Origin of the sequence: Kitasatospora sp. NPDC101183 (assembly GCF_044767945.1) — a bacterium.
Classification (GTDB): Bacteria; Actinomycetota; Actinomycetes; order Streptomycetales; family Streptomycetaceae; genus Kitasatospora.
The window spans coordinates 26954-52873 of the sequence record NZ_JBIWOW010000019.1 but is presented as its reverse complement, the minus strand read 5'-3'; the positions used below and the strand labels follow the sequence as shown (position 1 = coordinate 52873).

Below are 25920 nucleotides of genomic sequence, written 5' to 3'. Positions count from 1 at the left end.
GCGTGGCCTGGCGGCAAGCCGCCAGGCCACGCCCGTCTCTATCCCTGCACTCGCTGACCGGGTGACCACCAGGCCCATTTCCCCAGTAGCCGCATGGTCGCGGGCACCAGAACGGCCCGGACCAGCGTCGCATCCACGGCGACGGCGATGACCAGGCCGACGCCGATCATCTGCATGAAGGCAATCGACGACGTCAGGAACCCGCACACCACCACGATCAGCAGCAACGCCGCACTGCTGATGATCCGTCCGCTCCGTTCCAGCCCGAGGGCGATCGCCTCCTCCGGCGCAGCGCCCCGGTCGTGGGCCTCTTTGATCCGGGAGAGCAGGAACACCTCGTAGTCCATCGCAAGACCGAACGCGATCGCGACGATCAGCACCGGAAAGTCCGCATCGATCGCGCCGATCGAGGTGAACCCCAACAACCCCTGCAGATGGCCGTCCTGGAAGATCCACGTGATCGCGCCGAACGCCGCAGCGAGCGACAGCAGGTTCAGCACCACCGACTTCAGCGGAATGGTCACCGACCCGAACGCCAGGAAGAGCACCACAGCCGACACCACCGCCACGAACACCCCCATCCACGGCGCCCGTTCCCCGATCATCCGGACGATGTCCACCCGGCTCGCCGGCATCCCGGTCAGCAGTGTCCGCGCACCCTCCGGCGGCGCCTGCGCCCGCAGCTGCCCCACCATCACCCGCGCCTTCTCCGACATCGGGTCCACCGCGTACCGCATCGTGACCCGCGCAGCGTTCCCGTGGACGGCCGTGACCGCCGCACCGCTCACGCCCGGTACGGCGTTCAGGCGACCGGCGTACGCGTCCAACGCGGGCCGGTCGGCCTCGGCCGGGAACTCCACGACGGCGGTGAGGACCTTGTTCGGGTCGTACCGGAACTCGGTGGACAGCCGCTGCGTGACGACCCGCGCATCCGCGTTCGCGGGCAGCACCCAGTCCCCGGGCCGCGCCCAGTTGACGCCGAGGAACGGCGCGCCGAGGCCGAGCAGCAGTGCCACCGTCCCCACGGTGACCAGCAGCGGGCGCCGCATCACCAGCCGTGCCGTGCGGTACCACAATCCCTCGGTCTCCGGCCGTGCCGCCGCCGCCCTCGCACGGCCGTCCCAGGGCATCGGAATCCGCCAGGAGTTGACCCGGTGCCCGACGATCCGCAGCAGCGCGGGCAGCACCGTGAGCGAGCTGAGCACCGCGAAGGCGACCACCGACACCGCCGCGTAGCCCATCGAGCTGAGGAAGCGGGACGGGAAGAGCGCCAGCCCGGCGAAGGAGATGGCGACGGCGAGGCCCGAGAAGGCGACCGTCCGTCCGGCCGTGGCCGTGGTGCGTTGGACGGCGAGGTCCAGCGGGGTGCCTGCGGCGAGTTCCTCGCGGAAGCGGCTGACCATGAACAGGGCGTAGTCGATGGCGAGTCCGAGCCCGAGGATGGTGATCACGTTGATCACGCTGCTGGAGATCGGCACCACATACGTCAGGACCCGCAGCACGGTGAACGAGCCGAGCGCCACCAGGGCGCCGGTGGCGAGCGGCAGCAGGGCGGCCAGGGCGCTGCGGAAGATCAGGACGAGCAGCAGGAGCAGCAGCGGGACGGAGAGCAACTCCGCTCGTCCGATGTCCCGGCCGGTGAGGGTGTTGACCTGCTCGGTCATCGCCGTGACGCCGCCGAACGACACGTCCAGGCCGTCCACCTTGAACCGGCCTTCGATCCGCTGCAGCGCCTTGACGCGCTCCTGGTCGTCGGCGGACTTGAACTGCACGGCCACGTACGTGGAGCGGCGGTCCAGGCTTACCAAGTCGGATACGCCGCTTGACCAGTACGTATCCAGCCGCGCCACGTCCTCGCGGGGCACGCCCGCCACGGCCGACTGCACCTTGCCCGCGAACTGCTGGTCGTCGACGGTCAGTTCGGCGCTGCGGTACAGCACCACCAGGTCCGTCTGCTGCCGGCCCAGCGGCCCGGCCAGTACGCGGTCGGCGCGGGTGGACTCGCTGTGCGGGTCGTCGAAGCCCGCTCCGCCGGTGATCGCGCCGAACACCTGGGTGCCCCAGACGCCGGCCACCAGGGCGAACAGCAGGGCGACGGCGACGACCCACCGGCGGCGTACGGCGGCGAATCGTCCGAGTGAGGCGATCACGTGGGAGGCTCCGTGAGATCGGGGGCGCGGGCTCATCGGCGCCGCATCCGGTCGAAGGTGCGCAGCGCGTACGCCAGGCACCCGGCGGCGTAGGGCAGTTCGACCGCTCCCGCCATCGCGAGGGAGGTCGGCAGGGCGTCGGCGGGGGCGGTGGTGACGTCGAACCACAGGTCGGTGATCATGAAGACGGCCAGTCCGGCGGCCGCCAGGCTGACCAGGGGGTCGCTGCGGGCGGCCAGCCGCCCGGCCAGCCCCATCGCCGTGGCCTCCAGGCCGTCGAAGCCCGCCCACGTCACCCGCACCTGCGGGTCCGCGAAGAGGGCGACGAGGACGGCCCAGCCGGCGACGACCAGGCCGGAGACGGCGAAGACGACGGCCGCCCGGTTGTGCCGGCCCCGGCGCGCGAACCGGCCGTCGGCCTGTGGTGAGACAGCTGTCACTGCCAAGTCATCGTCCACGGCGACGCGTTCAGGATGTTCGGTCATGGGCCCCAGGCTCGCCGGGCCGGACCGCCCGCCACCTCGGGCGATGGGCCCGAACCGTCCGACCGGAAGGAGGAGGCGGATCGTCCGCCTGGAGGAGGAGTCGCCCCCGGCCGCAGGCCCGTAGTGTCTCGTCCCGTGCTTCGCGAACGGATGGACCGCCTGTTCGGCCGACGGTTCGGGCTGATGCGGCTGGCGCTGGTGGCCTTCGGCCTCGGCTACCTGCTGCTCATGCGTCGACCCGAATCCCTGGGCGCCGTCGACTGGTCCATCGGCCTCGGGGTGCTGGCGTTGGGCGCGCTGATGGGGTTCCGCCCCTGGGAGGCGGCGCTCGGCCAGTGCGGGCTGCTGGCGCTGGCCGAACTGTGCTCCCCGCCGGTGACGGTGGAGGCGAAGATCGGGGCCAGCGCCGCCCTCTTCGAACTCGCAGTCCGGCGCTGGGGGTTGCCCACCCTCGTCACCTCGCTGGCTCTGGCGGCGGCGCAACTCCTGCACCTCGGGCCGCCGTTGACGTCCACCCTGCCCTCCGGGCTCTACCGGGCAGCGGTGATCGTCAGCGTCCCCGTGCTGCTCGCCGCCTACATCCGCTCGGCGGAGCTGGCGACCAGGGCCGCCCAGGGCCGGGCGCTGGAGGCCGAACGCAGCCGGGACCTCGCCGAATGGGGCGCCCGCATGGGCGAAAGAGCGGCGATCGCCCGGGAGTTGCACGACATGGTCGCCCACCACCTGGCCTCCACCGTGCTGCGCGTCGGCGTCGCCCGGCACGTCCTGCCGCAGACCGACCCTCGCATCGCGGAGGTCCTGGACGACGTGCACGCCAGCGCGAACACCGCCCTCACCGACCTGCGCGGCCTGCTCGCCGCGCTGCGCGACCCGGCCGGGGACCACCTCGCCCCGCTGCTCGCCGACACCACCGACCTGCCCGCCGCCGTGCAGGACGTGGTGGAGCGCGCCCGGCAGTCGGGCCCGGCCGTCCTCGCCGACATCGACCCCCGGATCGCCGAACTGGACGCGATACGGTCGCTGACCGTCCTGCGGCTCGTTCAGGAGGGCCTGGCCAACGTGGTCAAGCACGCCGGACCGGCCGCCCGGGTCCGGCTGCGGATGGAACTGACGGAGGGAACCCTGGTGCTGGAACTGGTCAACGACCTGCCGCGCCCCGCGCCGCCCGCCCCGGCGGACGGCGGCTACGGCCTGCTCGGCATGCGCGAACGCGTCGCCCTCGTCGGCGGCACGATCGACGCGGGCCCGGTACGGGACGGCTGGCGGATCGCCGCGGCGCTGCCCGCAGCGGGTTCGGCGGCGCGGCCGTGATCAGCGTGCTGATCGTCGACGACCAGCAGCTCGTCCGGGCGGGCGTGCGGATGCTGTGCGAGTCGACCGAGGACCTGGCCGTCGCCGGGGAGGCCGCCAACGGCTCTGAGGCCGTACGGCTGGCGGAACTCGCGCGTCCCGACGTGGTGTTGATGGACCTCCACATGCCCGGCACCGACGGCACCACCGCGACCCGGGAGATCCTGCGCCTGCTCCCGGCCACCCGCGTCGTCGTGCTCACCACCTTCGACGACGACGACCGCCTCTACCCCGCCCTGGAGGCCGGCGCCTGCGGCTTCCTCGCCAAGGACGTGGCCCCCGCCGCCGTCCTCGACGCCGTCCGCCGCGCCGCCGCCGGCGACAGCCCGTACAGCCCCACCGTCCTCCACCGCGTCGTCGCCCGCGCCGCCCACGCCTGGCAGACCCGCCCCGACCGCCGGCCCGCCGCCACCCGCCTCACCGACCGGGAGGAGGAGGTGCTGCGCCTGATCGCCGCCGGGCTCTCCAACCATGAGATCGCCGACCGCATGCACATCGGCCTCACCACGGTGAAGACCCACGTGTCGAACCTGATGACCAAGACGGACACCACCAACCGCGTCCGCCTCGCCGTCCTCGCCATCCAGGCGGGCCTCGGCGAAACCTGGGGCGAGAGGTAGGACAAGAGCCAGGACGAGAGGCAGGCCGCCGGCGCGTGATCATTCAGTGGATCGGACCGGCCGCCCGGCAATAGGAGAGACGCCGGAAGAAAGGCCCGTCAACCCCCGCTGCGCGAATTTCCTCCACGGCACCTCCACCTCCACTCCCCGATGGGATCGCCCTGGTGGGGCATGCAACCGGCCCCACCGTAAATACCCGAAAAACTGCCGGTGCCCTAAATCGAAAGCCACACGTCCAGCGGCGAAGTCAATATTTACTTTCCCGGAATGCCTCTGCATAGTGGTGCGTCGAATCGAGAGGGGCGTCTCTTTGTCGCAGATCCACGGCAACACCGCACAGCAGGTCGAGCTGGAGCGGGCGCACGTGTCCGCCATCGGCGAGCTGTTCGACGAGCGGCTCGCGGGGGCGCGGGCGGAGCTGGGCCGGGTGCTCGCGTCGGTGGCCGACGGTGCGGGTGAGGTGTACGAGCGGGAGCTGGCCGCCGGGCGGCTGGCGGGTGAGGTGCGGCGGCTGGAGGGCGCGGAGGGCGGGCTGGTCTTCGGCCGGATCGACCTCACCGACGGGACGGTGCTGCGGATCGGCCGGCTCGGCCTGCAGCGGGACGAGGACGAGCTGCCCGCCCTGGTGGACTGGCGGGCGGAGGCGGCGCGGGCCTTCTACGAGGCGACGCCCGTGCACCCGCTCGGCCTGCGGCGCCGCCGCCACCTGAGCCTCGCGGGCCGCACCGTGACCGCCGTGAGCGACGAGCTGCTGGACGGCTCCGAGCCCGCCTCCGGGGACGTCGTCGGTGACGGCCCGCTGGCGGCCGCGCTGGAGGAGCGGCGTACGGGCCGGATGGGATCGGCCGTCGCCACGCTCCAGGTCGAGCAGGACGCGATCGTCCGCTCCTCGCACCGGGGGGTGACGGTGGTGCAGGGTGGCCCCGGCACCGGAAAGACCGTGGTCGCGCTGCACCGCGCCGCGTACGTGCTGTACGCGTTCCCGAAGGCCGCCGAGCGCGGCGTGCTCGTCCTCGGGCCGAACGCGCGCTTCCTGGACTACGTCTCCCAGGTGCTGCCCTCCCTCGGGGAGAACGACGTCGTCCTGGCGACCTGTGAGGAACTGGCCGGCGTCCGGCCCGGCGCCGTGGACGGGTTCGCGGTGGCCCGGCTGAAGGGCGGCACCGAACTGGCGGACGCGCTGGGTGAGTTGGTCCGCACGCGGCAGGCGCCCGGCGGGGACTTCACCGTCCGCGTCGGGCAGGAGTGGGTCAGCCTGGGGGAGGATCGGGTCGCCGAGGCGCGCGAGGCGGCGCGGGGGAGCGGCCTCGCCCACAACCGGGCGCGCCGGCTGTTCCTGGAGCTGCTCGTGGACGCCCTGACCAGCGCGCTCGCCCGGGGCATGGCCGAGGACCTGGAGCGCATGGACGCCGAGGTCGCCCAGCTCACCGGCATCGACCTCGACAAGATGGCGACCCGCGACCTGCGCAACCTCGGCCTGGACGGCGAACCCTCCACCGGCGCCGAGGAGTTCGACGCCGACGCCGTCCGGGCCTCGCTCCTGGACGACGCGCACGTGGACCGGGCCGTCGAGGAGCTCTGGCCGCGACTGGCCCCCGGTGGGGTCGTCGACGCCCTGCTGACCGACACCGACGCACTGGCCGAGCACCTGCCGCACCTCGCGGACGCCGAACGGGCGTTGCTGCTGCGCACCCCGGGCGCGCCGTGGACCGAGGCCGACGTGCCGCTCCTCGACGAGGCGGCGAGCCTGGTCGACGGCCCGCCCGAGCAGGCCTACGGGCACGTCGTCGTCGACGAGGCGCAGGAGTTGACGGCCATGCAGTGGCGGATGATCGTACGGCGGTGCCCGGGGCGGTCGATGACCCTGGTCGGCGACTTCGCCCAGGCGGGCCCGGCGGCGACGGCGCGGGACTGGAACGAGGCGCTCGCCCCGCACCTGGGCCGGCGCTTCGACCTGCGGACGCTCACCGTCAGCTACCGCACCACCCAGGAGATCCTCGCCACCACTGCGGAACTCCTCACCCGCATCGCCCCGGACCAGCCGCCCGTCCGCTCGATCCGCCACGGCGACGAGCCCCGGACGGTCGCGGTCGCCCCGGACCGCCTCGCCGACGAACTCCTCGGCCTGCTACGGGCCCAGGCCGCCGCCCACCCGGGCGAACTCCTCGGCGTCGTCTGCGCGGACGACCGCCTCGCCGCCCTGGCGGCGGCGGGCGTCGAGGCCCACGCCCGCCTGGTCCCCGCCTCGGAGGCGCGCGGCCTGGAGTTCGACGAGGCGGTCGTGGTCGACCCGGACGGCATCGTCGCCGCCCGCCCGGCGGGCGAACGGGACCTGTACGTGGCCCTGACCCGGGCGACGAAGCGGCTCTGCACGCTCGCGCTTCGGTAGGCGGGCTCTGCGCAGGAAGTCGGCGGGGCCGACTTCCTGCGCGGCCTGCAGGGGCGAGTCGAAATCGATTGCCGGAACGACGCCCACCCCGCGACCATCCTGGAACGGACATGGATACGGACGAGGGGCGCAAGCTGATCCGGGTCGTGCAGACGTGCTCCGCCTGCCCGTCGCAGTGGGACGCCTGGACGGTGGGCGGGCAGTACCTGTACCTCCGGTACCGGCACGGCCTGGGCTGCGTCGAGTGGCACACCGGGCCCGAGGTCGAGGCCGACACGGCGGAGTCGTGGAACGGAGGCCTGTCGGGGCTCCTCGTCGAGTGGGACGACGGCACCGGCGGTGGTGACATCAGCCTGGAGGACTTCCTCGCGGTAGCGGGCCTCGAGCTCGCCCCGGGTGCCTCGGTGAGCTGAGCCCGTGGTGCGAGTGATCACGACCAGGGGGCGGAGCGCAGGTGCGCGGGGCTGTGCCGGGTGCGGCCCTCGGGCGGGTCGCCGGCGGCCGTGCCCACCGCGATCATGGAGACGATCGCCCAGCCCGGGTTCGGGTCCAGCTCCTTGGTGAGCCCCTCCAGGTCGAAGGCCCGGAACTGGTGTGCGGCCAGGCCCATGGCCTCGGCCTGGACCGTCAGGTGGGCGACGGCCTGGCCGAGGTCGTAGTCCGCGAACTCGGAGTAGAGCAGTTGCGAGTCGTCGACGTGCCGACGCGTCAGCGCGACGACGAGCAGGCCCGCGTCCGTCGCCCAGCGGGCCGAGCTCGGCGCGAGGTGGGGGAGGAGCCGGTCGTGCTCCGGCTCACCGGGCCTGCCCGTGAAGAAGCCCCACGGCTGGGAGTTCCCCGCCGACGGCGCCCACCGCGCTGCCTCCAGCAGCAGCGCGAGGGCACGGTCGTCGACCACCCCCGACGGATCGAACCGGGAGGGGCTGAAGCGCCCGGCGAGCAGAGGGTGTATGCCGCCGGGCGGCTCCTGATGATCGTGCATGCTGCGCTGCAACGGGCGCCTGCCCGCGTGTATTCCGGAATCAGTGCGCGGAGAGCACCAGGCGGCGGGCGATGGTGCGGTAGCCCGTGCGCTCGAAGGCCCTGGCCATCGGGGTGTTCGTCAGGTCGGTGTCGGCGAGGACCCGTTGCGGGTCCGTCTCGGCGGCCAGGACCCGGGTGATCTCGGCGAGGATCTCGTCCGCGTACCCGTGACCCCGGTGCTCCGGCAGGACCCCGAGGTAGCCCACCACCGGGGAGGTGTGGTTGCGCGAGGGGAGGCCGAAGCCGACCACCTCGCCGCCGGGCGTCCGGGCCGTGCGCCACCAGGAGCGCTCCCCGGGCATGGAGTCGCGGTAGAACGCGACGTCCTGCCGCGCCTGGGCCTCGGCGCCGAGCCGGTGGGCCTCCTTGTGGGAGGCGGCGTCGAGGGTGTCCTCCAGCGCGCGGCGGAAGAGGTCGACGAACACCTCGTCCTCGGGCTCGGCCCGGAAGACCAGCCGCCCCGCCGGCTCCGGCAGGCCGGCGCTCGGCGTCCACTCGTAGCGCAGCCGCTCCAGGCTCACCGGGAGCCCGGCCCGTCGGGCCGCCTCCCGCCGCCAGGCGACCTCCGCGACCACCTCGGGCCGGTCGTGCCAGTCGCCGGGCAGGAAGAGGTGGAACTCGGGCGGAACGGCCGCGCCCGCCCCGGCGTACGCCGCGTGTGCTGCGGTGAGCAACTCGGCGGCCAGCGCGGTGCGTTCGGCGGGCGACCCCACGGATTCGCGGACGAACACGCCGTCGAGCGCCCCGGGCAGGGCGTCGCCCGGGCCGCCCCACCAGACGGCGAGCGCGAGCGGCGCCGCGCCGGGGGCGCCTTCGGCGACCCACGTCCAGGCGGGACGGTACTGGCCGCCGGCGAGCTTGGCCCGGTAGGCGTCGGGCGTGATGCCGCCGGCCGGGCCGGTGACGATGAGCGGGAGATAGCCGTCGAGGTCGGACTCGACGGTGGGACGGAAGATCACGGTGCCTCCGAGGCGGTGGAGCCGGAGGCGCTACCCGATCAGGGCAGGTCTAGGAGTTTGTGCGGCCGATCGGAAGCGCCGGGTTCGGGGTGAACATCACGGGCCTCCCTTCTGCGGGAACGACGACGAGGGCCGCCAGCGTAGAGCGGCATCCGATCAAGAAGCAACGGGTTTTCAGCACGAAACCCTCGCCGGGTGAGCGGGTGAGCGGGTGAGCGGGTGAGCGGGTGAGCGGGTGAGCGGGTGAGCGGGTGAGCGGGCGAGCAGGCGAGCAGGCGAGCAGGCGCGGGCGGAATGGGTAGCCTCGGCTCGTGATGGATCACGGCGTGGCCCTGCCCTACCACCGCATGCACGTCGTCCCGGCGGTCGTCGCCCTGGCCAGCCCGACCTGGCAGCGCGAGGTGTGGCTCGACCCGGAGGAGTTCGAGGACCTCGACCACATCGTGCACGTGCTGTTCGACGACTTCTGCGACGCGGACGACCCGCGCCCCTGGCTGGGGCAGAGCCTCCGTACCGACGAGGAGGTCGAGTTGATGGCGCGCCTCGGCGCCGCCTACGGGGTGGTGCAGGACGCGGTAGGTGCCGATGCCGGGGACGAGGCCTACCTGGACGCACCGTCCTGGACCGACGTGGTGGCGGCTGCAGCGCGGCTGGCGCAGGTGATGGTGCGCAACGATCACGTGGAGCTGAGCAGGCCGTGCGAGGAGGGCTGAGCGAACTCCAGCCACCGCCAGGCACGTTGGGGTTGCGGTGATCGCGGGAACGGACGATCGCAGCCATGCGCGGGGGACAGGATGACGAACCGGCCCACCGGGAGCTCAACTCCGCGTCGACTGCACCGCCACCGAACTGATCGTCCGCATGGTCACCGACCCCGCCCACCCGTACACCGTCCCCGCCGACCACCCCACCCACTGGTTCGTCCCCGACGGCAGCCCCTACCGCCTCGCGCCACCACGTCGGCGTCGGCACGGTCGCGGGGCTGGTCTTCGCCCTGGAGGTCGTCGGATGTGCCGGAGCGGTGCCCGGAGTGCTGCGCTCGCTGTCGAGGGGAGGAGGCAGGTGCTTCGGGCTCCAACTCGACGTCAACGGCGGTGACAGCGTCCACTACGCGGTCGACGGCGAACTCGTCGTCCACGAGGAGCCCTACGGTCCCGTCACACCCCTCCGGGAGGGGGACCCCCGCTGGAACCCCGCCTGGTGCGGCGGCTTGATCGACGTCACCGACCCGACCGAACTCTGGGGTCCGAAGCTGTTCCTCCTGGCCGAGCGGGTCATGGGCACGGTGATCGAACGATCATGGTTCACCATGTCCTTGCGGACCGCCGAAGTCCCCGCCGCGACGGCCTTCACGGGCGCGGGTGCCTGGGACGTTCCCTGACCGACGACCTCCGCCGCGGACGCCACCGGATGTCGTCACCGTCCGGCAGGATGAGGGTGTTCTGACGGGAGCGGTCGACCGGGGGAGCGAACGTGGACATCGAGGGGATGCTGGAGCGGCTCGGCGCGGTGATCGGGCCGCCGCCCTCGGAGGGGGTGGTGGCGGTGCCGTGGGAGCTCGCGCCCGAGGCGATCGGCTTTCAACTGCCTGCGGACTACCGGGCGTTCGTCGACCGGTACGGGGCGATCAGCATCAGCGGCGAGCTGCACATCTTCACGCCGTCGATGGCTCCCAGCGTCACGGTCGGGCAGCCGTTGGGCTTCGAGGGGTTCCTGTACGGCACGACGGAACCCTACGGGTACTGCGCCATGCTGGCGCAGGCCTACGAGGACGGGGACCACGACGAGTGCCCGTATCCGCTGTTCCCGGTGGAGGGCGGGCTGCTGAAGTGGGCCAACAACTACAACTCCGACCACTTCTTCTGGCTGATGCGGGGTCCGGACCCGGACCGGTGGCCGGTCGCCGCCAAGCTCGACTCGATGCTGGAGTGGGACCTGTTCGAGGGCGGGTTCCTGGAGTTCCTGCTGGCGGCGGTGACGGAGCAGTACCCGTACTACAGGGAGGTCGTTTCCGGCGGGGTGAAGGAACTCGGCGACGGTCGTGCCTACCGCGTCCGGGGTGACTGGGCGAGACAGGTCTGGTGAGGAACGTACGGACGCCTGTACGGGTCACCGGCCGTCGTAGGAGACGACCACGCCGCCCAGGGCGTGGGCCACTTGGTCGGCCAGGGTGTAGTCGCAGAGGTTGATCGTCCAGTTGCCGGCCGTGGCGAGGGAGACGGGGACGCCGGGGTGGGAGATGGCGATGCGAAGGGCCTTGTCGCGGGTCGCGTCGTCCGGGTGGAGCTGGAGGGTCGCGCAGTTGGGGGAGTGGCCGATGCGGGAGCCGGTCCGGCAGGTGAGGGCGCCGTCGCCGGTGTCCTTGCGGTCGGTGCAGCCGGCCACCGCGTCGAGGGCGTCGGCGAGTTGCTGGGTGGTGGCGTAGCGGGGGGCGGCGGGGATGGCGGGGAGGGAGTAGGAGGGGACGGGCAGGTCCTTGCCCGGGAGGACGACTCCGTCGAGGGCCTCGGCGACGCGGGCCGCGTAGGCGGGGTTGCGCACGTAGACGTACCAGCGTCCGGCGGCGACGAGGGTCTGGCCCTGGCCGCGGCGGTACGCGACGGAGGTTCCGATCGCGTCGAGGTTCGTACCCGGCCCGAAGGCACTGATCTCGTTCTCGAAGGAGACGCCGTCGACGACCGCCGTGCAGTCGGTGCCGGAACCGCCGTCCCGTTGCGCATCGTGGAGGGTGACCGTGCAGGGGATGCCGTTGCGACCGAGGGCCGCCAGCAGCTCGTCGGCGGTGCCGTACGGGGACGTCGCGGGCACCTCGGTCGGCAGCGGCACCGGGGGCGGTGGGCCGCCGCTGCACGCGGCCGACGAGGCCAGCAAGATCGCAGCCGCCACCAACCGCCCCGTGAGCGGCCTCACTTGGCCGGAGGGATCGGAGGCGGACCGGGGCGTGGTGCGGGCACCGTCGGTTCGGGCCTGACCGGGGACTGCGGGGTCGGCGTCGGGGGGAACTGTGCCCGGTCGGGTGGCAGGGGGCCGGTTCCGTACGTGCTGGAGGAGACTCCGGCGCCGGAGTAGAGCGGGTTGAGGTCCACCTTGCGATCGTACGGAGTCTGCGCGGCGAGCGTGTCGAGGGCCTTGCGGCGTTCGCTCTCCGGGAGGCCGTTCCAGGCGTCGGCGTCCCGGAGGGACTGCTGGAGGTGGTCCCAGTTGTCGGCCCGGGATTTGATCGAGCCGCCGCGCTGCGAACTGTCGTCGCCGTAGCGGGCGTTGGAGTCGCGGACCTGTTGGGTGTCGGCCGCGTAGAGCATGAAGAGCTCCTTGTCGGTGGTCGCGCCGTGCGGGTCGTTCCGGAGCTGCTTCAGGTAGTGCGCGCTGAGGCGGACGTCCTCGTCGGGGTGCTGTTCGATGTGGCGGGCGAGTTGGGAGTCGGTGAGTCCGTCGAGGTCCGGGAAGTCGCCGGGGGAGGCGTCGATGACGCTGCGGGCCGTGGCCAGCTTCATGTGGGTGATTCCGAGGGACTTGGTCGGCTTGAACGTCTCCTCGGCGGCCCAGTCGGCCTCCCGCCCAGCCGCCGTGAGGGGGCCGTTCAGGTCCGGTTCGAAGTTCTGGTACCACTGCTGCTCCTGCCACAGGACGGCGAGGATCAGGTCGAGGCTCACCCCCGTCTCGGCCGACGCCATCCGGGCCGCCTCGATCAGGGGCTGGGGGACGTTGATCCCGTGCAGCCCGCCCCCGCCCGCGCCGCCTTGGAGGCGCAGGGCGACGGCGAGTGCGCCGATGCCGTCCCCGTTGAGCAACTCGCGTGCGGCGGCGGGGTCCTGGAGGGAGGCGAGCCCTGCCAGTGTCCGCAGCGCGTCGGCGGCCGCCGTGTCGGCCTCGGTGGCGGAGCGCAGTGCCGAGAGGATCAGGTGCCGGGCCTGTTCGACCGTGTCCTCCGGGGTGGGCGTCGCCGGATCGGCGCGGACGGAGCCGTCCTGGTGGACCGTGAGCCGGTGGCGGCTCGCGTAGTCGAGCGCGCCGTGGAGTGCCGCCTGGGCGGTTTCGACGGAGGTGGCGAGCCTGTCGTACGTCCGGGCCGTCGCCCGCATGGCCATGGCCGCCGCCTCGTAGGACTCGGCGTGCCGGGCGAACCGTGCGCGGGCGGAGTCGCCGGCGGGGCTGTTCCAGACGGTGCCGAGGGTGCGGGCGACTTCGTCGCGGGCGACGGAGGCGACGTGTTCGCAGTGCCGGGCGGTGGTGGCGGCGTCGTCCCCGGCGTGGTGCCACAGTCGGGGGTCGGCCTTGGTGAGGGCGTCGACGGTGAGCATCAGGCGCCCCGCAGTCGGGCGGCGTCCCCGGTGAGGGCGTCGGCCAGGGCCCGGTCGGTGGTGACGTAGCTGTGGGCGGAGGCGGCGAGGGCCCTCGCGGCCGCCTCGATCTCGTCCGCCTCCCGGCGGAGCCGGACCTGCCAGGCCCGGACGCAGGCCGCGGCGGCGGTGGAGGCCTTCCATCCGGGGTGCCCGGCCCCCGCCGCGGTCGCGTCCTCCATCAGCGTGTTCCGGCGGCCGTTCTCGCTGGTGGCCTGCACCTCGGAGGCCGCCTTGGTGACGGTGGCGGCGTCGATGAGCGTCGTGTCGTATCCCATGTCGGGCCCTTCCCGTGGTCCTCCACTGGAAACGCGGAAGAGGCCCGGGGGACACCGTGTGGCATTGACAAGAAACACCCTCCGGTTGAATGCTAAGCAAGCGCTTAGTCAACGACGCCACCCTCAGGGAGCCGCCCGATGTCCGACCACCCCGCCGACCCGCCCGGGCTGGACCTCGCCCGACTCCGCGCCCACCTGGAGCGGGAGCTGCCCGGCGGCGTCAGGGGGGAGCTGCGGGCGGAGCTGATCGAGGGCGGGCGCTCCAACCTCACGTACCTGCTCGCGGACGGTGACCGGCGGTGGGTACTCCGCCGTCCGCCGCTCGGGCACGTGCTCGCGACCGCGCACGACATGGGGCGCGAGTACCGCGTGATGACGGCGCTCGGCGGTACGGACGTGCCCGTCCCGCGCACACTGCTGATCGACGCCGGTACGGAGGTGCTCGGCGCGCCCTGGTACCTCATGGAGTACGTCCCCGGCACCGCCCACCGCGAGGTCGCGCCGCTGGCGGCGCTCGGCGAGCGGCGCGTGCACGCGCTCGGGCTGCGGCTGGTGGAGACCCTCGCCGCCCTCCATCGGATCGACCCGGAGGCCGTCGGCCTCGCGGACTTCGGGCGCCCGGAGGGCTACCTGGAGCGCCAACTGCGGCGCTGGGAGAAGCAGTTCGCCGCCTCCCGCAGCCGCGACCTGCCGGAGGTGGACCGGCTGCACGCCCTGCTCGCCGAGCGGCTGCCCGTCTCACCGGCGCCCGCGCTCGTGCACGGGGACTACCGGCTCGACAACGTCCTGGTCGATGCCGAGGACGGCGAGGACAGGATCGCCGCCGTGCTCGACTGGGAGATGTCCACCCTCGGCGACCCGCTGACCGACGTCGGCCTCCTGGTGATGTACACCGAACTCGCCGGTGTCGGCGGCGGCATCATCCCCTTCGCGGCCACCGCCCCCGGCTTCCCGAAGGCGGACGAACTGGTCGCGCACTACGCCGAGTCGACCGGCCGCGAGGCCGCCGACCTGGACTGGTACGTGGCCTTCGCCTCCTTCAAGCTCGCCGTCGTCGCCGAGGGCATCCACTTCCGCTTCCAGCAGGGCCGCACCCTCGGCGCCGGGTTCGAGCGCGCCGCCGAGATGCCCCCGATCCTCGCCCGGCACGGCCTCAGCACCCTCAAGGAGCACTGATGGACTTCGCCCACGACGCCCGGACCACCGAACTGCGCGAGCGGCTCCTCGCGTTCATGGACGAGCAGGTGTACCCCGCCGAACCCGTGCTCGCCGAGCAACTGGCCGACCCGGCCCGTACGCCCTGGTCCGTCCCGCCCGTGGTCGCCGATCTCCAAGCCGAGGCCCGCAAGCGGGAGTTGTGGAACCTCTTCCTCCCCGGCGAGCAGGGCGCCGGCCTCACCAACCTCCAGTACGCCCCGCTCGCCGAGATCACCGGCCGCAGCCCCCACCTCGCCCCGCCCGCGCTGAACTGCGCCGCGCCGGACACCGGGAACATGGAGCTGCTCGCCCAGTTCGGCACCCCCGGGCAGCGGGAGCGCTGGCTGCGCCCGCTGCTGGAGGCGGAGATCCGCTCCGCCTTCGCGATGACGGAGCCGGAGGTCGCCTCCTCGGACGCCACCAACGTCGAGACCCGGATCGTGCGCGACGGCGACGACTACGTGATCAACGGGCGCAAGTTCTACATCACCGGGGCGATGAACCCCGACTGCAAGCTGATCATCGTCATGGGCAAGACCGACCCGACCGCCGAGCCGCACCGCCAGCAGAGCATGGTGCTCGTCCCGCGCGACACCCCCGGCCTCACCGTCGAGCGCGGCATGACGGTCTTCGGCTACGACGACGCCGACCACGGCGGCCACGCCGAACTGCTCTTCGAGGACGTCCGCGTGCCCGCCGCGAACCTGGTCGGCGAGGAGGGCGGCGGCTTCGCCATCGCCCAGGCCCGCCTCGGCCCCGGCCGCATCCACCACTGCATGCGCGCCGTCGGCATCGCCGAGCGCGCCCTGGAGGCGATGTGCCGCCGGGCGAACGCGCGGGTGGCCTTCGGCAAGCCCCTCGCCGCGCAGGGGGTCGTGCAGGACTGGGTGGCCGAATCCCGGGTCAGGATCGAGCAGTTGAGGCTGCTGGTGCTGAAGACGGCCTGGCTGATGGACACGGTGGGCAACCGGGGCGCCCACACCGAGATCCAGGCGATCAAGATCGCCACCCCGCGCACCGTGGAGTGGATCCTCGACAAGGCCGTCCAGGCGCACGGCGCCGCCGGTGTCGGCCAGGACACCCCGCTCGCCCAGCTCTGGGCGGGCGTGCGCACGCTGCGCCTCGCGGACGGGCCGGACGAGGTGCACAAGCGCTCGCTCGCCCGCCGCGAGCTGCGGAAGCACCGGTAGACCCGCAAGGCGCGTCATACCGGGGTACCCCCTCGTCCGTCCGGTCCATGGCACCGTCATACCTGGGTATCCGTCGGCGAGTTGGCTCCCCGGTGTGACGGCCGCGCCCCGCCCCGCCCGTAGCGTCTCCCCCGTACCGACAACGGGGCGAGCACGGAGGAGACGGGGCATGAGCGGCACACGGGGACGGGCGGTGGCGGCGGTGGTGCTGGCGGCGGCGGTGGCACTCGGGGCGGCGGGGGCGCCCGGCGCGATGGCGGCCTCGCAGGGGCCCGCGCCGGTGGCGTCCCGGGCGGCGACGCAGGCGAGGGCGGCGCTGCCGGCGCCCACCGGCCCGTACGCGGTCGGCACCACGAGCGTGCACCTGGTCGACCGGGACCGGGAGGACCCGTGGAAGCCCGGGCGGTCCCGCGAGCTGATGATCAGCTTCTGGTACCCGACCGGGCGCCACGCGATCGGCGAGGACCGCGCGCCCTACATGACCCCCGACGCGGCGGCGCACTTCGGCAGCGCCGGGAGCGTCGTCCAGTCGAACATCGGCTTCGAGCCCGACCGCACCGACTGGGCCGGCGTGCGCACCCACGCCCGGGCCGACGCGCCCGCGCTGCCCGGCCGGGCGCGGCCGGTGGTGCTGTACTCGGCGGGCCTGGGGGACCCGCGCACCTGGGGGACGGGCCTGGTGGAGGACCTCGCCTCGCGCGGGTACGTGGTGGTGACCGTCGACCACACCTGGGAGGCCTCCGAAGTTTCGCTCCCGAACGGGGAGTTGGCGACCTCGGTGATGCCGGGGCTGTTCGCGGCGCCCGACCTGGACGCCGGCGCGCTGCTGCGCAAGATGATCGCCACCCGGGTCGACGACACCCGGTTCGTTCTCGACGAGCTGCCGCACCTGAAGTACTCGCGCACCCAGCTGCCGCCGGGCCTCGGCGCCGCGATGGACCTCGACCGGATCGGCATGGTCGGCCACTCGGGTGGCGGCTCCACCGCGCTCCAGGCCATGCACGACGACCCCCGGATCGCCGCCGCCGTCAACATGGACGGGCAGCTGCACTTCCCCGGCCCGGACGGGCGCACCGGCGTCTTCCTGGCGGACGTGGCCCAGAAGGGCCTGGACCGGCCGTTCCTGCTGCTCGGCACCCGCAACCCCGACTCCGGGCCGCACCAGCAGCAGCCCGGCTGGGACGCGCTGTGGCGCAACAGCACCGGCTGGCACGCCGACTTCACGCTGGAGGGCTCGCGGCACGGCTCGTACACGGACGCGGAGTCGCTGCTGCCGCAGCTCGCCGCCCAGGGGGCGGTCAAGCCCGGCCCGGTGAGCGAGACGATCGGGGGCATCCGGCCCGAGCGGGCGGTGCTCGCGACGCGGACGTACGTGGCGGACTTCTTCGACCGGTGGCTGCGCGGGCACGACGACCACCTGCTGGACGGGCCCTCGGCGGCGTTCCCGGAGATGGTCTACGAGCCCTGAGCCTACGAGCCCTGAGCCTGTGGGCCCTGAGTTTGCGGGCCCTGAGCCTGCGGGCCCTGCGTCCGCTGGTTCCGGGTGCGCTCCGCGTCGATGCGCCGGTAGGCCTCCGGCCAGGTGACGGGGAGCTGCTCGACGGGGGTCCGCCAGAAGGTGAAGGTGGACTCCCGAGTGGTGCGGCGCAGTCCGGTCATGACACCGCGGTGCGGCTCGGCGGCGGCGAAGGCGTTCAGGGCCTCGCGGCTCTCCCAGGCGGAGAGGGTGTAGAAGGTCCGCTTGAGCGGGCGGGCGACCAGCGAGGCGCCGACGACGCCCGGCGTGGTGCGCAACTGGCGCCAGACCACCAGGGACTTGGCCAAGAAGCGCGGCACGTCGGCGAGGGAGCGGACCTCGAAGCGGGAGGCCATGACGACGGCCTCGGTGCCGGGGGCGGCGGGGTTCGGGGTGATCCAGGGGAGCGTGGGCATGGCGGGGACTCCTCGGCTACGCCTCGTCGGCGTTCGACGCGACATTGGGTAGTGGCACTATCCATGCTAGACAGTATCGGTATCCAATGGCCAGTCGTCGACAGGGTCGACAGGATGGAAATCGAACAGTCGTGCGCATGTCCGAGCTGAGCCGCCGCAGCGGGGTCCCGACCGCGACCATCAAGTACTACCTGCGCGAGGGCCTGCTGCCGCCCGGCCGGGCCACCGCCGCCACCCAGGCCGAGTACGACGAGGCCCACCTGCGCCGCCTGCGCCTCGTCCGCGCCCTCATCGGGGTGCGCGGGCTCAGCGTCAGCGCCACCAAGGAAGTGCTCGGCGGCGTCGCCGCCCACGCGGGGGAGCGCCACCAGGTGCTCGGGATCGTCCTCGGCGCCCGCCCCGCCGAGGAGGACGACTCCGACTCCGAACCCGCCCCCGCCCCCGGGGCCGCCGAGGTCGACGCACTCCTCCGGGAACTCGGCTGGGAGGTCTCCGCGCACGCCCCCGCCCGGGCGGCCCTCGGCGAGACCCTGGAGACCCTGCGCTCCCTCGGCGAGGAGATCGCCCACCCGGCGCTCCTGCGCTACGCGGCCCTCTCGGCCGGGATCGCCGCCGTCGACCTCGACCAGCTCGACCCGCAGGCCGACCCGCTCGACCAGGCGGAGAGCGCCCTGGTGCGCACCGTCCTCCTGGAGCCGGCCCTGCTGGCGCTGCGGCGGCTGGCCCAGGAGAACGAGTCGGTGCGGCGGGACGCCTGACGGACCGTCGCCGGGGCGGCACTGTCAGTGGCAGGCGCTATGGTCGGGCCCGAACGATCCGGAATGGCCAGGGCGGAGGTGTCGGCATGGCGGTCGAGGTGCGGTACGGCGAGGTGCGGGGCGCGGTGGCGCGCGCCGCGATCGGGCCGGTCCCGGAGGAGGGGGCGCGTCTCGTCTCCGACGCGCCCGCGCCCGTGTTCGGCGAAGCCGGGGCCCGGCCCCCGGCTTCGCGCTCGGCCGCCGCCGTCCGCGCGCTACGCCTTGCGGTGGAGGTCGCGGAGGTCCGGCAGTTGCTGGAAGCCGGCCGAGCGGTAGGTGGCGACGGCGGCGGTGTTGTCGCTCGGGGTGCAGACGACGGCGCTGGAGGAGCCGAGTGCGCGGAGCGCGTGGGCGGCGGCGAGGGTGACGGCGCGGCCGTGGCCGAGGCGGCGGTGGTCGGCGTGGACGGCCATCGGCTCGATCAGGCCGGGCCTGCCCTCGCCCGCGGACCACACCGTCGCGGCGGCGACCGGGCGGCCGTGGTCGTCGCGGGCGAGGAGGCAGCGGGCGGCGGCGTACGGGGCGCCGGCGGCCATGGTGTGCCAGCGCTCGGGGGTGAAGGTGGAGCCGGCGAACGCCGCGCGCTGGACGGCGGTGCGGTCGGCGGCCTGCTCCGGCCCGGCCGTCTCGATGCGGGCGTCGGGGGCCGGGACGGGAGCGGTGAGGTCGCGGCGCAGCGGGGTCCAGGCCTCGCCGGGTTCCCAGCCGTCCCGCAGCAGCTGGTCCCGGAGCGGCGCGTCCGCGGGTGTGGCCACGGAGGCCACGTCCGCCGCGCCCTCGGCCAGCCGCAGGGTCAGCTCGTCGTCGTGCAGGGCCTCCGGCGCGATCTCCAGGCGCAGTACGTCCGGCCCGTCCAGCAGGCCGACGGCCAGCAGAACGCCCGACCGGCTCCAGGTACGGAGGGACTCCGCCGTCCGCCGCGTGCCGAACCGCCAGTACCAGCCGAGGTCTCCCGGGTGGAGCTGGGCGGTGCGGTCGTCGTGCTGCCAGGCGGCCAACGCGCGGAGGAGGGAGGGGAGTTCGTCGATCGTCGGCGTGCTCGTCCTGATCGTCATCCGTCGATTGCACACCAGCCCGGTGATCGGCCGCACGTGAATGGGCCAGCCGGGGGCGTCGGAGGCCTTTGTCAGCCGTCGTCCCCCACCGGTTCCTCCGCCAACTCGCCGACCCAGGCGGGCAGCGGCTCCCGCTGGTACAGCCAGTCGCCGGGCACGGCGGCCAGGCCCGTACGGGCGGCGACCACGCCGCCGGTGACGGCGCAGGTGGTGTCCACGTCGCCGAGGCCCTCGGCGGTGGTCCACAGGGCGTCGGTGAGGGAGTCGAGATGGTGGGCGGCCGACCAGAGGGCGAAGGGGACGGTGTCGGCGGCCGAGATCCTCTGGCCGTTGCCGAGCAGGTCGGCGGCGCGCCAGGCCTCGGTGGCGGCGGGCAGGTCGGCGGCCCGCCGCAGGCCGTCGCGGACGGCGCCGGGCGGGGTGCGGTCGGCCACGGCCGTGAGCAGTTCGCCGCCGTCGGGCGGCGGGAGGGTGCGGCTGCGGGAGGCCAGCGCCGCCGCCAGGGCGACGGCCACCGCGCCCGCGATCCCCTCGGGGTGCGCGTGGGTGACTTCGGCGGAGAGGGCGGCCTGTTCGGCGGCCTCGTCGAGGTCGTCGGCGAACCAGGCGCCGAGCGGGGCGACGCGCATGGCGGCGCCGTTGCCCAGGCTGCCCTGCCCGTCGAAGAGCGCCCGGGCGCGGGTGCGCCAACTCGCCGGGTCCTCGGCCAGTTCGGGGAGCAGCAGGTGCATGCCGTGGCCGTATCCCCGGCCGGGGTCGGCGGTGTAGCGGACGCCGAAGGCCTGGGCGAGGCGCTCCTGGTGCACCGAGTCGTAGGTGGCGACCACGCCGAAGACGGAGAGGGCCATCGCCGTGTCGTCCGTCCAGTGCCAGGCGGCTTCGACGGGCAGGCGCCGTTCCCGGATCTGCCGGACGGCCTCGCGGGGCGTGCGGAACAGGGGGAACCAGCGCTCCCCGAAGCCGTCTCCGAGGGCGAGGCCTTCCAACGAGTCGCGAGCGGCGGTGAGCGGTGTCATGCGGGCATCCTGGCAGCCGCCGCCGCCCGGGCGCACCCATATATGGGGAGGCCGCCCCGCCGGGAGGGCGGGGCGGCCCGAGGGCTGCTCAGTAGCTGCCGGTGGGGCCGGAGGAGAGGGTCAGAGCCCTCCGCCGAGGGTGACGCCGCCGTCCAGGACCACGGTCTGGCCGGTGATCCAGGCCGCGTCCTCGGAGAGGAGGAAGGTGACGGCGCCCGCCACGTCCTCCGGAACGCCGAGGCGGCCCAGCGGGTAGGCGGCGGCGACCTTCTCCTCCCGGCCCTCGTACAGGGCCTGGGCGAACTTCGTCTTCACCACCGCCGGGGCCACGGCGTTGACGCGGATGCCCTGCGGGCCGAGTTCGGCGGCGAGTTCGGTGGTCAGCCGGATCAGGGCGGCCTTGCTGACGCCGTACATCCCGATCCCGAGCGAGGAGCGGATGCCGGCGACGGAGGCCACGTTGACGACCGAGCCGCCGTGCTCGCCCATCCAGGCGGCGTGGGCGCGGCGCGTCCAGGCCAGCGGGGCGAGGACGTTGACGGCGAGGATCTTGGCGGCGGCCTCCTCGTCGGTGGTGAGGACGGGGCCGTACACGGGGTTGATGCCGGTGTTGTTGACGAGGTGGTCCAGCCTCCCGAACGCCTCCAGGGTGCGGGCCACCGCCTCCTCCTGGTGCGCCGGGTCGTCGGCCTTTCCCGCGACGGCGATCGCGCACTCGGGGCCGCCGAGCTCCTCGACGGCCTCGGCGAGCGCCTCGGGGCCGCGGGCGGTCAGGCAGACCTTCGCCCCCCGGGCGACCAGCTCGCGGGCGATCCCGAGGCCGATGCCCCGGCTCGATCCGGTGACGACGGCCACCCGGCCCTTGAAGGAGTGCACCACGGGGGTCCTGCCTTTCGCTGACTGGGCTCACCCAGGCTGACTAAGCGCTTGCTCAGCATGGTGTGGGTGGGGGAACCTGTCAACAGCCCTCCCCGTCGCGCAGTCGCGGAGGGGAAAGCCTGTACGAGTCTTCTGGGAGGATGGCGCCATGACCAGCTCGCCGATCGCCGACCTCTGGCCCACCCTGCCCGGCGGGGCCGACGCCCGCCCCGAGGCGGCGCAGCGGCTGCTCCAGGCCGCCGTCGAGTCCTTCGCGGAGCGCGGCTTCCACGCCACCACCACCCGGGACATCGCCACGGCGGCCGGGATGAGCCCGGCGGCGCTGTACATCCACTACCACTCCAAGGCGGCGCTGCTCGCCGAGATCAGCCAGGCCGGGCACGCCGCCACGCTGGCGCTGGTCCGGGCGGCGGCCTCGGCCGGGGGCGGGCCGGTGGAGCGGATGCGGCACCTGGTCGAGCAGTTCACGGCCTGGCACGCCCGGGCCCGTACGGTCGGCCGGGTGGTCAACTACGAGCTGCACGCCCTGCCCGAGGAGGCGTACGCCGTCGTCGCGGCGCTGCGCCTGGACATCGAGCGGGAGGTCAGCGCCCTGATCGAGGAGGGCGCGTCGGCCGGCGCCTTCCAGGTCGCCGAGGTGCGCACGGCGGCCCGGGCCGTGACCTCCCTGGGCATCGACGTCTCCCGCTGGTACACCGACCGCTCCAGCGAGACTCCGGAGGAACTCGGCCGCCGCTACGGCGAGTTGGTGCTGCGCATGCTCGGCGCCGGGCTCTGACGGAGGCCGATCGGGCATCTGGCCTGCGGAGATTCGCAGGCGCACGGCTCCGGGGGCGGCCTGTCGGCCCGCCATGACCGACTGGAAGGGCGTCGTGGACGCCGACTCCGCCGTGCCCGCCGGCCAAGTGACGGACGCGCTGGTGCGTGAGCGGTCCCGGGCGCCGGCCGACCCCGACCCGCTGGTGAGCGACGGCGAGCCCCACGCCGTCCTCGCGACCTGGATCGCCCGGGCGTGATCGCGGCGCCCCGGCGGCCGGAACCGGGACGAGATGGCCGCCAGGTTCGCCGATCCGCGCACCGAGGCCCGTACGTTCGTGCCCCTCGTCCTCGCCGTGCTGGTGCGGGCCGGGGACTTCCGGCCCGGCTGGGTGGACGCGTTCGAGCGCTGGTACCCGGCCGAGACGGACCTTCGCGGCCACGACGAGACCCTCGGCCGGTTCCACGCGGTGGCGCACGGCGCCGATCTGCTCGGCGACTTCGGCCTCCGCCCCGAGGTGGCGCCGACGCGGATGCCCGACCTCGCCGCCGCGCGGCTGACGGCGCCCACCGGCCACGTCCTCGACCAGGTGGAGGACGACCGCCTGGCGAACGCGATCGCCCTCGTCCTCACCCGCGCCGAGCTGACCGAGGGCGAGGCCGTCGGCGGGCGGCTGTCGTCCATGCCTGCGATGCTACGGAGCGGCCTCAGGCGGCGAGGAAGCGGGCGATGAGCTGCGCCCAGGCGCCGATCCCGGCGGAGTCGGTGGCGACGTGCAGCTCGGCGCCGGGGATGAGCCCGGCGAGTTCCTCGGCGGTGGAGAGCGGGTGGCCGGGGTCGTCGGCGAGGGCCAGGACCAGGGTGGGGAGCCGGAGTTCGGCGATCCGCTCGCGCGGGGGCAGGTTGGACAGGGCCAGGCCCTCGAAGACGGCGGGCAGCCGGCCCGGGTGCGCGCCGACGGTCTTGGACGGGAACGGGTGGTCGGCCAGCGAGGGCGGGACGGGGCCGGTGCCGATCTGCGAGACGAAGGCGTCGGCGCCCTGCGTGCGCACCAGTTCGGCGAGTTCCCGGTAGGCGCCGCCCTTCTCGGCCCTGGCCTCCCAGGCGGGCGGCGGGATGACCAGCACCAGCCGGTCGAAGCGCGACGGGTCCTCGACGGCCGCCCACAGCAGGCTGGCCGCGCCCAGTGAGGCGCCCAGGCCCGCCACCGGGTGCCCGTCGCCCAACTGCCCCAGGACCTCGACGAGATCGGCGGCGAACCGCTCCCAGGTGTGGTCCTCGGCGAGGGGCCTGCCGTCGCCCGAGGCGCCGTGCGAGCGGGCGTCGTAGCGGACGAACCGGCGCCCGGGCAGGTCCTTGACGGCCTGCCAGTCGAGCAGGCCCCACTGGTCCTCGACCTCGCGGCTGAGGAGCGCGCCGTGCGCGTAGAGGGCGAGCGGTCCGTCGCCGTGGTCCTCGTAGTCGATGCGGGTGCCGTCGGAAAGGGTGAGGTGCATGAGAGGCTCCAACTGCCAGGCGGGCGCGATCATTCCGGGCCCGTACGGATATCAGGGGAGTGCGTCGAACAGGAGGCGGACGGCGAGCCAGCCGACCAGCGCGGCCGAGGCCAGGGCGGTGGCGAGGCGGCCGCGGGGGCCGGTGAGGGCGCGGCCCAGCAGCGCGCCGCCGGCGGCGAGCAGGAGTTGCCAGCTCGCCGAGGCGGCGAGGACGGCGGCGACGAAGACGAGCCGGGCGGGGGTGTCGCCCGCCCGGGCGCCGTCGGCGAGGATCAGCGCGGCGAAGGACAGGACGGTGAGCGGGTTGAGCAGGGTGAGCCCGAGCAGGGCGAGGTAGGCGCGGGCGGGGGAGGGCGGCGGCCGCTGCTCCAGCGGGCCGCTCGTGCGCAGCGCGGTGACGGCCGTGCGGGCGGCGAGCGCCGGCAGCACGACGGCGGCGCCCAGGCGCAGCGGCCCGGCGACGGGCGTCAGCAGCGGGGCGAGGCCGGTGCCGCCGAGGACGGCGAGCAGGGCGTACAGGCCGTCGGCGGTGGCGACGCCGAGGGCGGCGCAGGCACCGGTGCGCAGCGAGGTGCGGGCGGTGAGGGAGACCAGGTACGCGCCGACGGCCCCCACCGGGACGGCCACGCCGTACCCGGCGAGCAGCCCGGTGACGAGGGCCCTCACGTGCGGAGGGGGTCGGGCCTCCTGGGCCGGAGGGGCTGCTGCTGTCGGTTCGTGGCGAGGTTCATGCGACGGCATGGTGGCGCTCGAACCACCGGGGCCGCAAGGGGATTTCGCGGGCCCCGGGGTAGCGTGGGGGCTTCGCAACCGAGAAGGAGCGTGTCCATGAGTGATCCTCAGGTCGATCCCGTCCGCGCGATGCTGGCCGAGGCCTGGGCCTCCTGGGCGCGGCGCGGGGAGGCGTTCTCGGCCGGGGAGTGGGAGAAGCCGACGCGGCTGACCGGGTGGACGGTGCGCGAGCTGTACGCGCACGTGGCGCCGGTGCCGGAGATGTTCACCGGGCTGCGGGAGGCCCTGGTGGACGGGCCGGCCGAGGTGGCCTCCGGGGCGGGCGTCCTGCGGGCGTACAACCGGCCGGGCGGGATCGCGCACACGGCCGCGGATCAGGTCGCGGACGCGGCGAGGGAGACGGCCCGGCTGGCCGAACCGGCCGTGCTGGTGGCCCGGTTCGGGGTGGAGGGCCCGGCGGCGCTGGAGGCCCTGGCGGACGTCGCGCCGTCGGCGGCCGTCGCGCACCCGCTGCTGGGCAGCGCGACCGTCGGGGCGCTGGGGGAGGTGGCCCTGATGGAGGCGACCGTCCACCTGCTGGACCTGATCGCCGCGGTCGGAGGCCCGCCGCCCGCGGAGGCGGCGCTGGACTTCACCCGGGCGATGCTGGCGGAGGTCGCCGATCCGGTGGCCTTCATCGAGGCGGCGACGGGCCGCGAGGGCGCCGCAGCGGTCCTGCCGGTGATCAGGTGATGATCCGGTGAGCGGCTGGCTGAACCTGGTGTGGCTGCTCCCGGGCCTGATCGTCTCGGCGGTCACCCTCGTACAGGTGCGCAGGGAGCGGCGGCGCCGTTCGCGCACGTAGGCCCTATGATCGGGCGATACGCCGAGGCCGGGGGGAGTCATGGGGGAAGTTCTCGCGTACTGGTGGCTGCTGCCCGCCGTGATCTACGGCTGCGGAGGCCTCGCCGAGCGGGGGCGCAAGGCGCTCAGGACCCGGCACACGCGCAAGCTGCAGCTGCTGGAGGCCGCCCACGCGGGCCGCCTGGCCCTGGCGGAGGCGAACCGGCCGCCCGAGCCGGTCTGCGGCTGCACCCACCACCTGGCCGTGCACGACGACCAGGGGCGCTGCCACGAGGAGTCGCAGACGCCCGTCGCCTGGGACGCGGACGGCCGCCCGTTCGCCTACGAGCTGCGCGCCTGCGCCTGCCGGCGCTACGTGGGCCCCGAGCCGCTGGGGACGGTCTTCGCCCCGGAGCTGGTCGACCCCCGGTAGGTGCCCGGCGGGTGAGCGCC

At 74.1% G+C, this 25920-nt stretch carries 29 protein-coding genes; 16 read left to right on the top strand and 13 right to left on the bottom strand.

What is annotated here, in order from left to right; all coding sequences use genetic code 11:
* Nucleotides 1–38 precede the first annotated feature (38 nt).
* Together ACIRRS_RS25875 and ACIRRS_RS25870 are read right to left on the bottom strand one after the other, a co-directional pair.
* A complete protein-coding gene (locus ACIRRS_RS25875) occupies nucleotides 39–2150 on the bottom strand; it encodes an MMPL family transporter (RefSeq protein ID WP_402975234.1) in 2112 nt (703 codons plus the stop codon).
* Nucleotides 2151–2182: 32 nt separating this feature from the next.
* A complete protein-coding gene (locus ACIRRS_RS25870) occupies nucleotides 2183–2635 on the bottom strand; it encodes a hypothetical protein (RefSeq protein WP_402975231.1) in 453 nt (150 codons plus the stop codon).
* Between the two features lie 135 nt (nucleotides 2636–2770).
* On the opposite strand from ACIRRS_RS25870, the gene ACIRRS_RS25865 reads away from it, so the two are divergent.
* From ACIRRS_RS25865 to ACIRRS_RS25850, 4 genes are all read left to right on the top strand, one after another.
* Nucleotides 2771–3946: a sensor histidine kinase gene (locus tag ACIRRS_RS25865; protein ID WP_402975228.1), complete on the top strand. Its 1176-nt coding sequence runs from the start codon at nucleotides 2771–2773 to the stop codon at nucleotides 3944–3946.
* Nucleotides 3943–4605, top strand: coding sequence for a response regulator (locus ACIRRS_RS25860; protein ID WP_402975225.1), 663 nt, complete (start codon nucleotides 3943–3945; stop codon nucleotides 4603–4605). The genes ACIRRS_RS25865 and ACIRRS_RS25860 overlap by 4 nt, the downstream gene beginning before the upstream one ends.
* A 310-nt stretch (nucleotides 4606–4915) precedes the next feature.
* A complete protein-coding gene (locus ACIRRS_RS25855; RefSeq protein ID WP_402975222.1) occupies nucleotides 4916–6994 on the top strand; it encodes a HelD family protein in 2079 nt (692 codons plus the stop codon).
* A gap of 110 nt (nucleotides 6995–7104) precedes the next feature.
* Nucleotides 7105–7407 carry a hypothetical protein gene (locus tag ACIRRS_RS25850; RefSeq protein ID WP_402975219.1) on the top strand — a complete coding sequence of 101 codons (303 nt, stop codon included), beginning with the start codon at nucleotides 7105–7107 and terminating at the stop codon, nucleotides 7405–7407.
* Between the two features lie 17 nt (nucleotides 7408–7424).
* Here ACIRRS_RS25850 and ACIRRS_RS25845 read toward each other — a convergent pair whose 3' ends face one another.
* Both ACIRRS_RS25845 and ACIRRS_RS25840 read right to left on the bottom strand, forming a co-directional pair.
* The gene (locus ACIRRS_RS25845) at nucleotides 7425–7976 is read right to left on the bottom strand and encodes a nitroreductase family protein (protein ID WP_402975216.1); all 552 of its coding nucleotides are present in this window, start codon (nucleotides 7974–7976) and stop codon (nucleotides 7425–7427) included.
* Between the two features lie 40 nt (nucleotides 7977–8016).
* Nucleotides 8017–8976 (bottom strand): GNAT family N-acetyltransferase, encoded by a 960-nt coding sequence (locus tag ACIRRS_RS25840; protein WP_402975213.1) that lies wholly within the window; start codon nucleotides 8974–8976, stop codon nucleotides 8017–8019.
* Between the two features lie 314 nt (nucleotides 8977–9290).
* Between ACIRRS_RS25840 and ACIRRS_RS25835 the strand changes: the two genes are divergently transcribed.
* The 3 genes from ACIRRS_RS25835 (at nucleotide 9291) to ACIRRS_RS25825 (ending at nucleotide 11061) form a co-directional block, all read left to right on the top strand.
* Nucleotides 9291–9689 carry a hypothetical protein gene (locus ACIRRS_RS25835; protein WP_402975538.1) on the top strand — a complete coding sequence of 133 codons (399 nt, stop codon included), beginning with the start codon at nucleotides 9291–9293 and terminating at the stop codon, nucleotides 9687–9689.
* Nucleotides 9690–9997: 308 nt separating this feature from the next.
* Nucleotides 9998–10357, top strand: a complete 360-nt coding sequence (locus ACIRRS_RS25830) for a hypothetical protein (RefSeq protein WP_402975210.1) — start codon at nucleotides 9998–10000, stop codon at nucleotides 10355–10357.
* 92 nt (nucleotides 10358–10449) lie between these two features.
* A complete protein-coding gene (locus tag ACIRRS_RS25825) occupies nucleotides 10450–11061 on the top strand; it encodes a hypothetical protein (protein WP_402975207.1) in 612 nt (203 codons plus the stop codon).
* A gap of 24 nt (nucleotides 11062–11085) precedes the next feature.
* Here the strand turns inward: ACIRRS_RS25825 and ACIRRS_RS25820 are convergent, their stop codons facing one another.
* Genes ACIRRS_RS25820 through ACIRRS_RS25810 form a run of 3 tightly spaced genes read right to left on the bottom strand, consistent with a single transcriptional unit; the run spans nucleotide 11086 to nucleotide 13594 of the window.
* Nucleotides 11086–11862 (bottom strand): hypothetical protein, encoded by a 777-nt coding sequence (locus tag ACIRRS_RS25820; protein ID WP_402975204.1) that lies wholly within the window; start codon nucleotides 11860–11862, stop codon nucleotides 11086–11088.
* A gap of 20 nt (nucleotides 11863–11882) precedes the next feature.
* Entirely contained in the window at nucleotides 11883–13277 is a 1395-nt protein-coding gene (locus tag ACIRRS_RS25815; protein ID WP_402975201.1) for a hypothetical protein, read from the bottom strand.
* Nucleotides 13277–13594: a hypothetical protein gene (locus ACIRRS_RS25810; RefSeq protein ID WP_402975198.1), complete on the bottom strand. Its 318-nt coding sequence runs from the start codon at nucleotides 13592–13594 to the stop codon at nucleotides 13277–13279. The genes ACIRRS_RS25815 and ACIRRS_RS25810 overlap by 1 nt, the downstream gene beginning before the upstream one ends.
* Nucleotides 13595–13732: 138 nt before the next feature.
* Between ACIRRS_RS25810 and ACIRRS_RS25805 the strand changes: the two genes are divergently transcribed.
* The 3 genes from ACIRRS_RS25805 (at nucleotide 13733) to ACIRRS_RS25795 (ending at nucleotide 17449) form a co-directional block, all read left to right on the top strand.
* Complete coding sequence (locus ACIRRS_RS25805; RefSeq protein ID WP_402975195.1) at nucleotides 13733–14770, top strand: phosphotransferase family protein; 1038 nt, start codon at nucleotides 13733–13735, stop codon at nucleotides 14768–14770.
* The gene (locus ACIRRS_RS25800) at nucleotides 14770–15981 is read left to right on the top strand and encodes an acyl-CoA dehydrogenase family protein (RefSeq protein WP_402975192.1); all 1212 of its coding nucleotides are present in this window, start codon (nucleotides 14770–14772) and stop codon (nucleotides 15979–15981) included. Before ACIRRS_RS25805 ends, ACIRRS_RS25800 begins: the two co-directional genes overlap by 1 nt.
* 169 nt (nucleotides 15982–16150) lie before the next feature.
* Nucleotides 16151–17449 (top strand): alpha/beta hydrolase family protein, encoded by a 1299-nt coding sequence (locus ACIRRS_RS25795; RefSeq protein ID WP_402975189.1) that lies wholly within the window; start codon nucleotides 16151–16153, stop codon nucleotides 17447–17449.
* 2 nt (nucleotides 17450–17451) lie between these two features.
* Here ACIRRS_RS25795 and ACIRRS_RS25790 read toward each other — a convergent pair whose 3' ends face one another.
* A complete protein-coding gene (locus ACIRRS_RS25790) occupies nucleotides 17452–17913 on the bottom strand; it encodes a DUF3291 domain-containing protein (RefSeq protein WP_402975186.1) in 462 nt (153 codons plus the stop codon).
* 131 nt (nucleotides 17914–18044) lie between these two features.
* Between ACIRRS_RS25790 and ACIRRS_RS25785 the strand changes: the two genes are divergently transcribed.
* Nucleotides 18045–18671, top strand: coding sequence for a MerR family transcriptional regulator (locus tag ACIRRS_RS25785; protein ID WP_402975183.1), 627 nt, complete (start codon nucleotides 18045–18047; stop codon nucleotides 18669–18671).
* 254 nt (nucleotides 18672–18925) lie between these two features.
* Here ACIRRS_RS25785 and ACIRRS_RS25780 read toward each other — a convergent pair whose 3' ends face one another.
* The 3 genes from ACIRRS_RS25780 to ACIRRS_RS25770 form a co-directional block, all read right to left on the bottom strand.
* The gene (locus tag ACIRRS_RS25780) at nucleotides 18926–19765 is read right to left on the bottom strand and encodes a GNAT family N-acetyltransferase (protein WP_402975181.1); all 840 of its coding nucleotides are present in this window, start codon (nucleotides 19763–19765) and stop codon (nucleotides 18926–18928) included.
* A gap of 71 nt (nucleotides 19766–19836) precedes the next feature.
* The gene (locus ACIRRS_RS25775; protein ID WP_402975178.1) at nucleotides 19837–20781 is read right to left on the bottom strand and encodes an ADP-ribosylglycohydrolase family protein; all 945 of its coding nucleotides are present in this window, start codon (nucleotides 20779–20781) and stop codon (nucleotides 19837–19839) included.
* A 120-nt stretch (nucleotides 20782–20901) separates the two neighbouring features.
* Entirely contained in the window at nucleotides 20902–21660 is a 759-nt protein-coding gene (locus ACIRRS_RS25770; protein ID WP_402975175.1) for an SDR family oxidoreductase, read from the bottom strand.
* Nucleotides 21661–21808: 148 nt separating this feature from the next.
* On the opposite strand from ACIRRS_RS25770, the gene ACIRRS_RS25765 reads away from it, so the two are divergent.
* The 3 genes from ACIRRS_RS25765 to ACIRRS_RS25755 all read left to right on the top strand — a co-directional run bounded on the left by ACIRRS_RS25765 (nucleotide 21809) and on the right by ACIRRS_RS25755 (nucleotide 23150).
* The gene (locus tag ACIRRS_RS25765; protein WP_402975172.1) at nucleotides 21809–22438 is read left to right on the top strand and encodes a TetR/AcrR family transcriptional regulator; all 630 of its coding nucleotides are present in this window, start codon (nucleotides 21809–21811) and stop codon (nucleotides 22436–22438) included.
* A 73-nt stretch (nucleotides 22439–22511) separates the two neighbouring features.
* Entirely contained in the window at nucleotides 22512–22676 is a 165-nt protein-coding gene (locus ACIRRS_RS25760; RefSeq protein ID WP_402975169.1) for a hypothetical protein, read from the top strand.
* Nucleotides 22677–22709: 33 nt separating this feature from the next.
* The gene (locus ACIRRS_RS25755) at nucleotides 22710–23150 is read left to right on the top strand and encodes a DUF2785 domain-containing protein (RefSeq protein ID WP_402975167.1); all 441 of its coding nucleotides are present in this window, start codon (nucleotides 22710–22712) and stop codon (nucleotides 23148–23150) included.
* Here the strand turns inward: ACIRRS_RS25755 and ACIRRS_RS25750 are convergent.
* Both ACIRRS_RS25750 and ACIRRS_RS25745 read right to left on the bottom strand, forming a co-directional pair.
* Complete coding sequence (locus ACIRRS_RS25750; protein ID WP_402975165.1) at nucleotides 23125–23913, bottom strand: alpha/beta fold hydrolase; 789 nt, start codon at nucleotides 23911–23913, stop codon at nucleotides 23125–23127. The two genes, ACIRRS_RS25755 and ACIRRS_RS25750, sit on opposite strands and share 26 nt — an antisense overlap.
* 51 nt (nucleotides 23914–23964) lie before the next feature.
* Entirely contained in the window at nucleotides 23965–24579 is a 615-nt protein-coding gene (locus ACIRRS_RS25745) for a LysE family transporter (protein WP_402975162.1), read from the bottom strand.
* Between the two features lie 162 nt (nucleotides 24580–24741).
* Between ACIRRS_RS25745 and ACIRRS_RS25740 the strand changes: the two genes are divergently transcribed.
* Nucleotides 24742–25377 (top strand): maleylpyruvate isomerase N-terminal domain-containing protein, encoded by a 636-nt coding sequence (locus ACIRRS_RS25740; RefSeq protein WP_402975159.1) that lies wholly within the window; start codon nucleotides 24742–24744, stop codon nucleotides 25375–25377.
* 151 nt (nucleotides 25378–25528) lie between these two features.
* Nucleotides 25529–25900, top strand: coding sequence for a hypothetical protein (locus tag ACIRRS_RS25735; protein WP_402975156.1), 372 nt, complete (start codon nucleotides 25529–25531; stop codon nucleotides 25898–25900).
* Nucleotides 25901–25920: the final 20 nt, after the last annotated feature.

Coding starts and splice junctions, on each gene's coding strand:
- ACIRRS_RS25800 (WP_402975192.1), top strand. CDS start 14,770: ATGGACTTCGCCCACGACGCCCGGACCACCGAACTGCGCGAGCGGCTC.
- ACIRRS_RS25760 (WP_402975169.1), top strand. CDS start 22,512: ATGACCGACTGGAAGGGCGTCGTGGACGCCGACTCCGCCGTGCCCGCC.
- ACIRRS_RS25750 (WP_402975165.1), bottom strand. CDS start 23,913: ATGCACCTCACCCTTTCCGACGGCACCCGCATCGACTACGAGGACCAC.
- ACIRRS_RS25755 (WP_402975167.1), top strand. CDS start 22,710: ATGGCCGCCAGGTTCGCCGATCCGCGCACCGAGGCCCGTACGTTCGTG.
- ACIRRS_RS25775 (WP_402975178.1), bottom strand. CDS start 20,781: ATGACACCGCTCACCGCCGCTCGCGACTCGTTGGAAGGCCTCGCCCTC.
- ACIRRS_RS25795 (WP_402975189.1), top strand. CDS start 16,151: ATGAGCGGCACACGGGGACGGGCGGTGGCGGCGGTGGTGCTGGCGGCG.
- ACIRRS_RS25815 (WP_402975201.1), bottom strand. CDS start 13,277: ATGCTCACCGTCGACGCCCTCACCAAGGCCGACCCCCGACTGTGGCAC.
- ACIRRS_RS25870 (WP_402975231.1), bottom strand. CDS start 2,635: ATGACCGAACATCCTGAACGCGTCGCCGTGGACGATGACTTGGCAGTG.
- ACIRRS_RS25765 (WP_402975172.1), top strand. CDS start 21,809: ATGACCAGCTCGCCGATCGCCGACCTCTGGCCCACCCTGCCCGGCGGG.
- ACIRRS_RS25790 (WP_402975186.1), bottom strand. CDS start 17,913: ATGCCCACGCTCCCCTGGATCACCCCGAACCCCGCCGCCCCCGGCACC.
- ACIRRS_RS25735 (WP_402975156.1), top strand. CDS start 25,529: ATGGGGGAAGTTCTCGCGTACTGGTGGCTGCTGCCCGCCGTGATCTAC.
- ACIRRS_RS25845 (WP_402975216.1), bottom strand. CDS start 7,976: ATGCACGATCATCAGGAGCCGCCCGGCGGCATACACCCTCTGCTCGCC.
- ACIRRS_RS25835 (WP_402975538.1), top strand. CDS start 9,291: ATGGATCACGGCGTGGCCCTGCCCTACCACCGCATGCACGTCGTCCCG.
- ACIRRS_RS25810 (WP_402975198.1), bottom strand. CDS start 13,594: ATGGGATACGACACGACGCTCATCGACGCCGCCACCGTCACCAAGGCG.
- ACIRRS_RS25780 (WP_402975181.1), bottom strand. CDS start 19,765: ATGACGATCAGGACGAGCACGCCGACGATCGACGAACTCCCCTCCCTC.
- ACIRRS_RS25805 (WP_402975195.1), top strand. CDS start 13,733: ATGTCCGACCACCCCGCCGACCCGCCCGGGCTGGACCTCGCCCGACTC.
- ACIRRS_RS25850 (WP_402975219.1), top strand. CDS start 7,105: ATGGATACGGACGAGGGGCGCAAGCTGATCCGGGTCGTGCAGACGTGC.
- ACIRRS_RS25740 (WP_402975159.1), top strand. CDS start 24,742: ATGAGTGATCCTCAGGTCGATCCCGTCCGCGCGATGCTGGCCGAGGCC.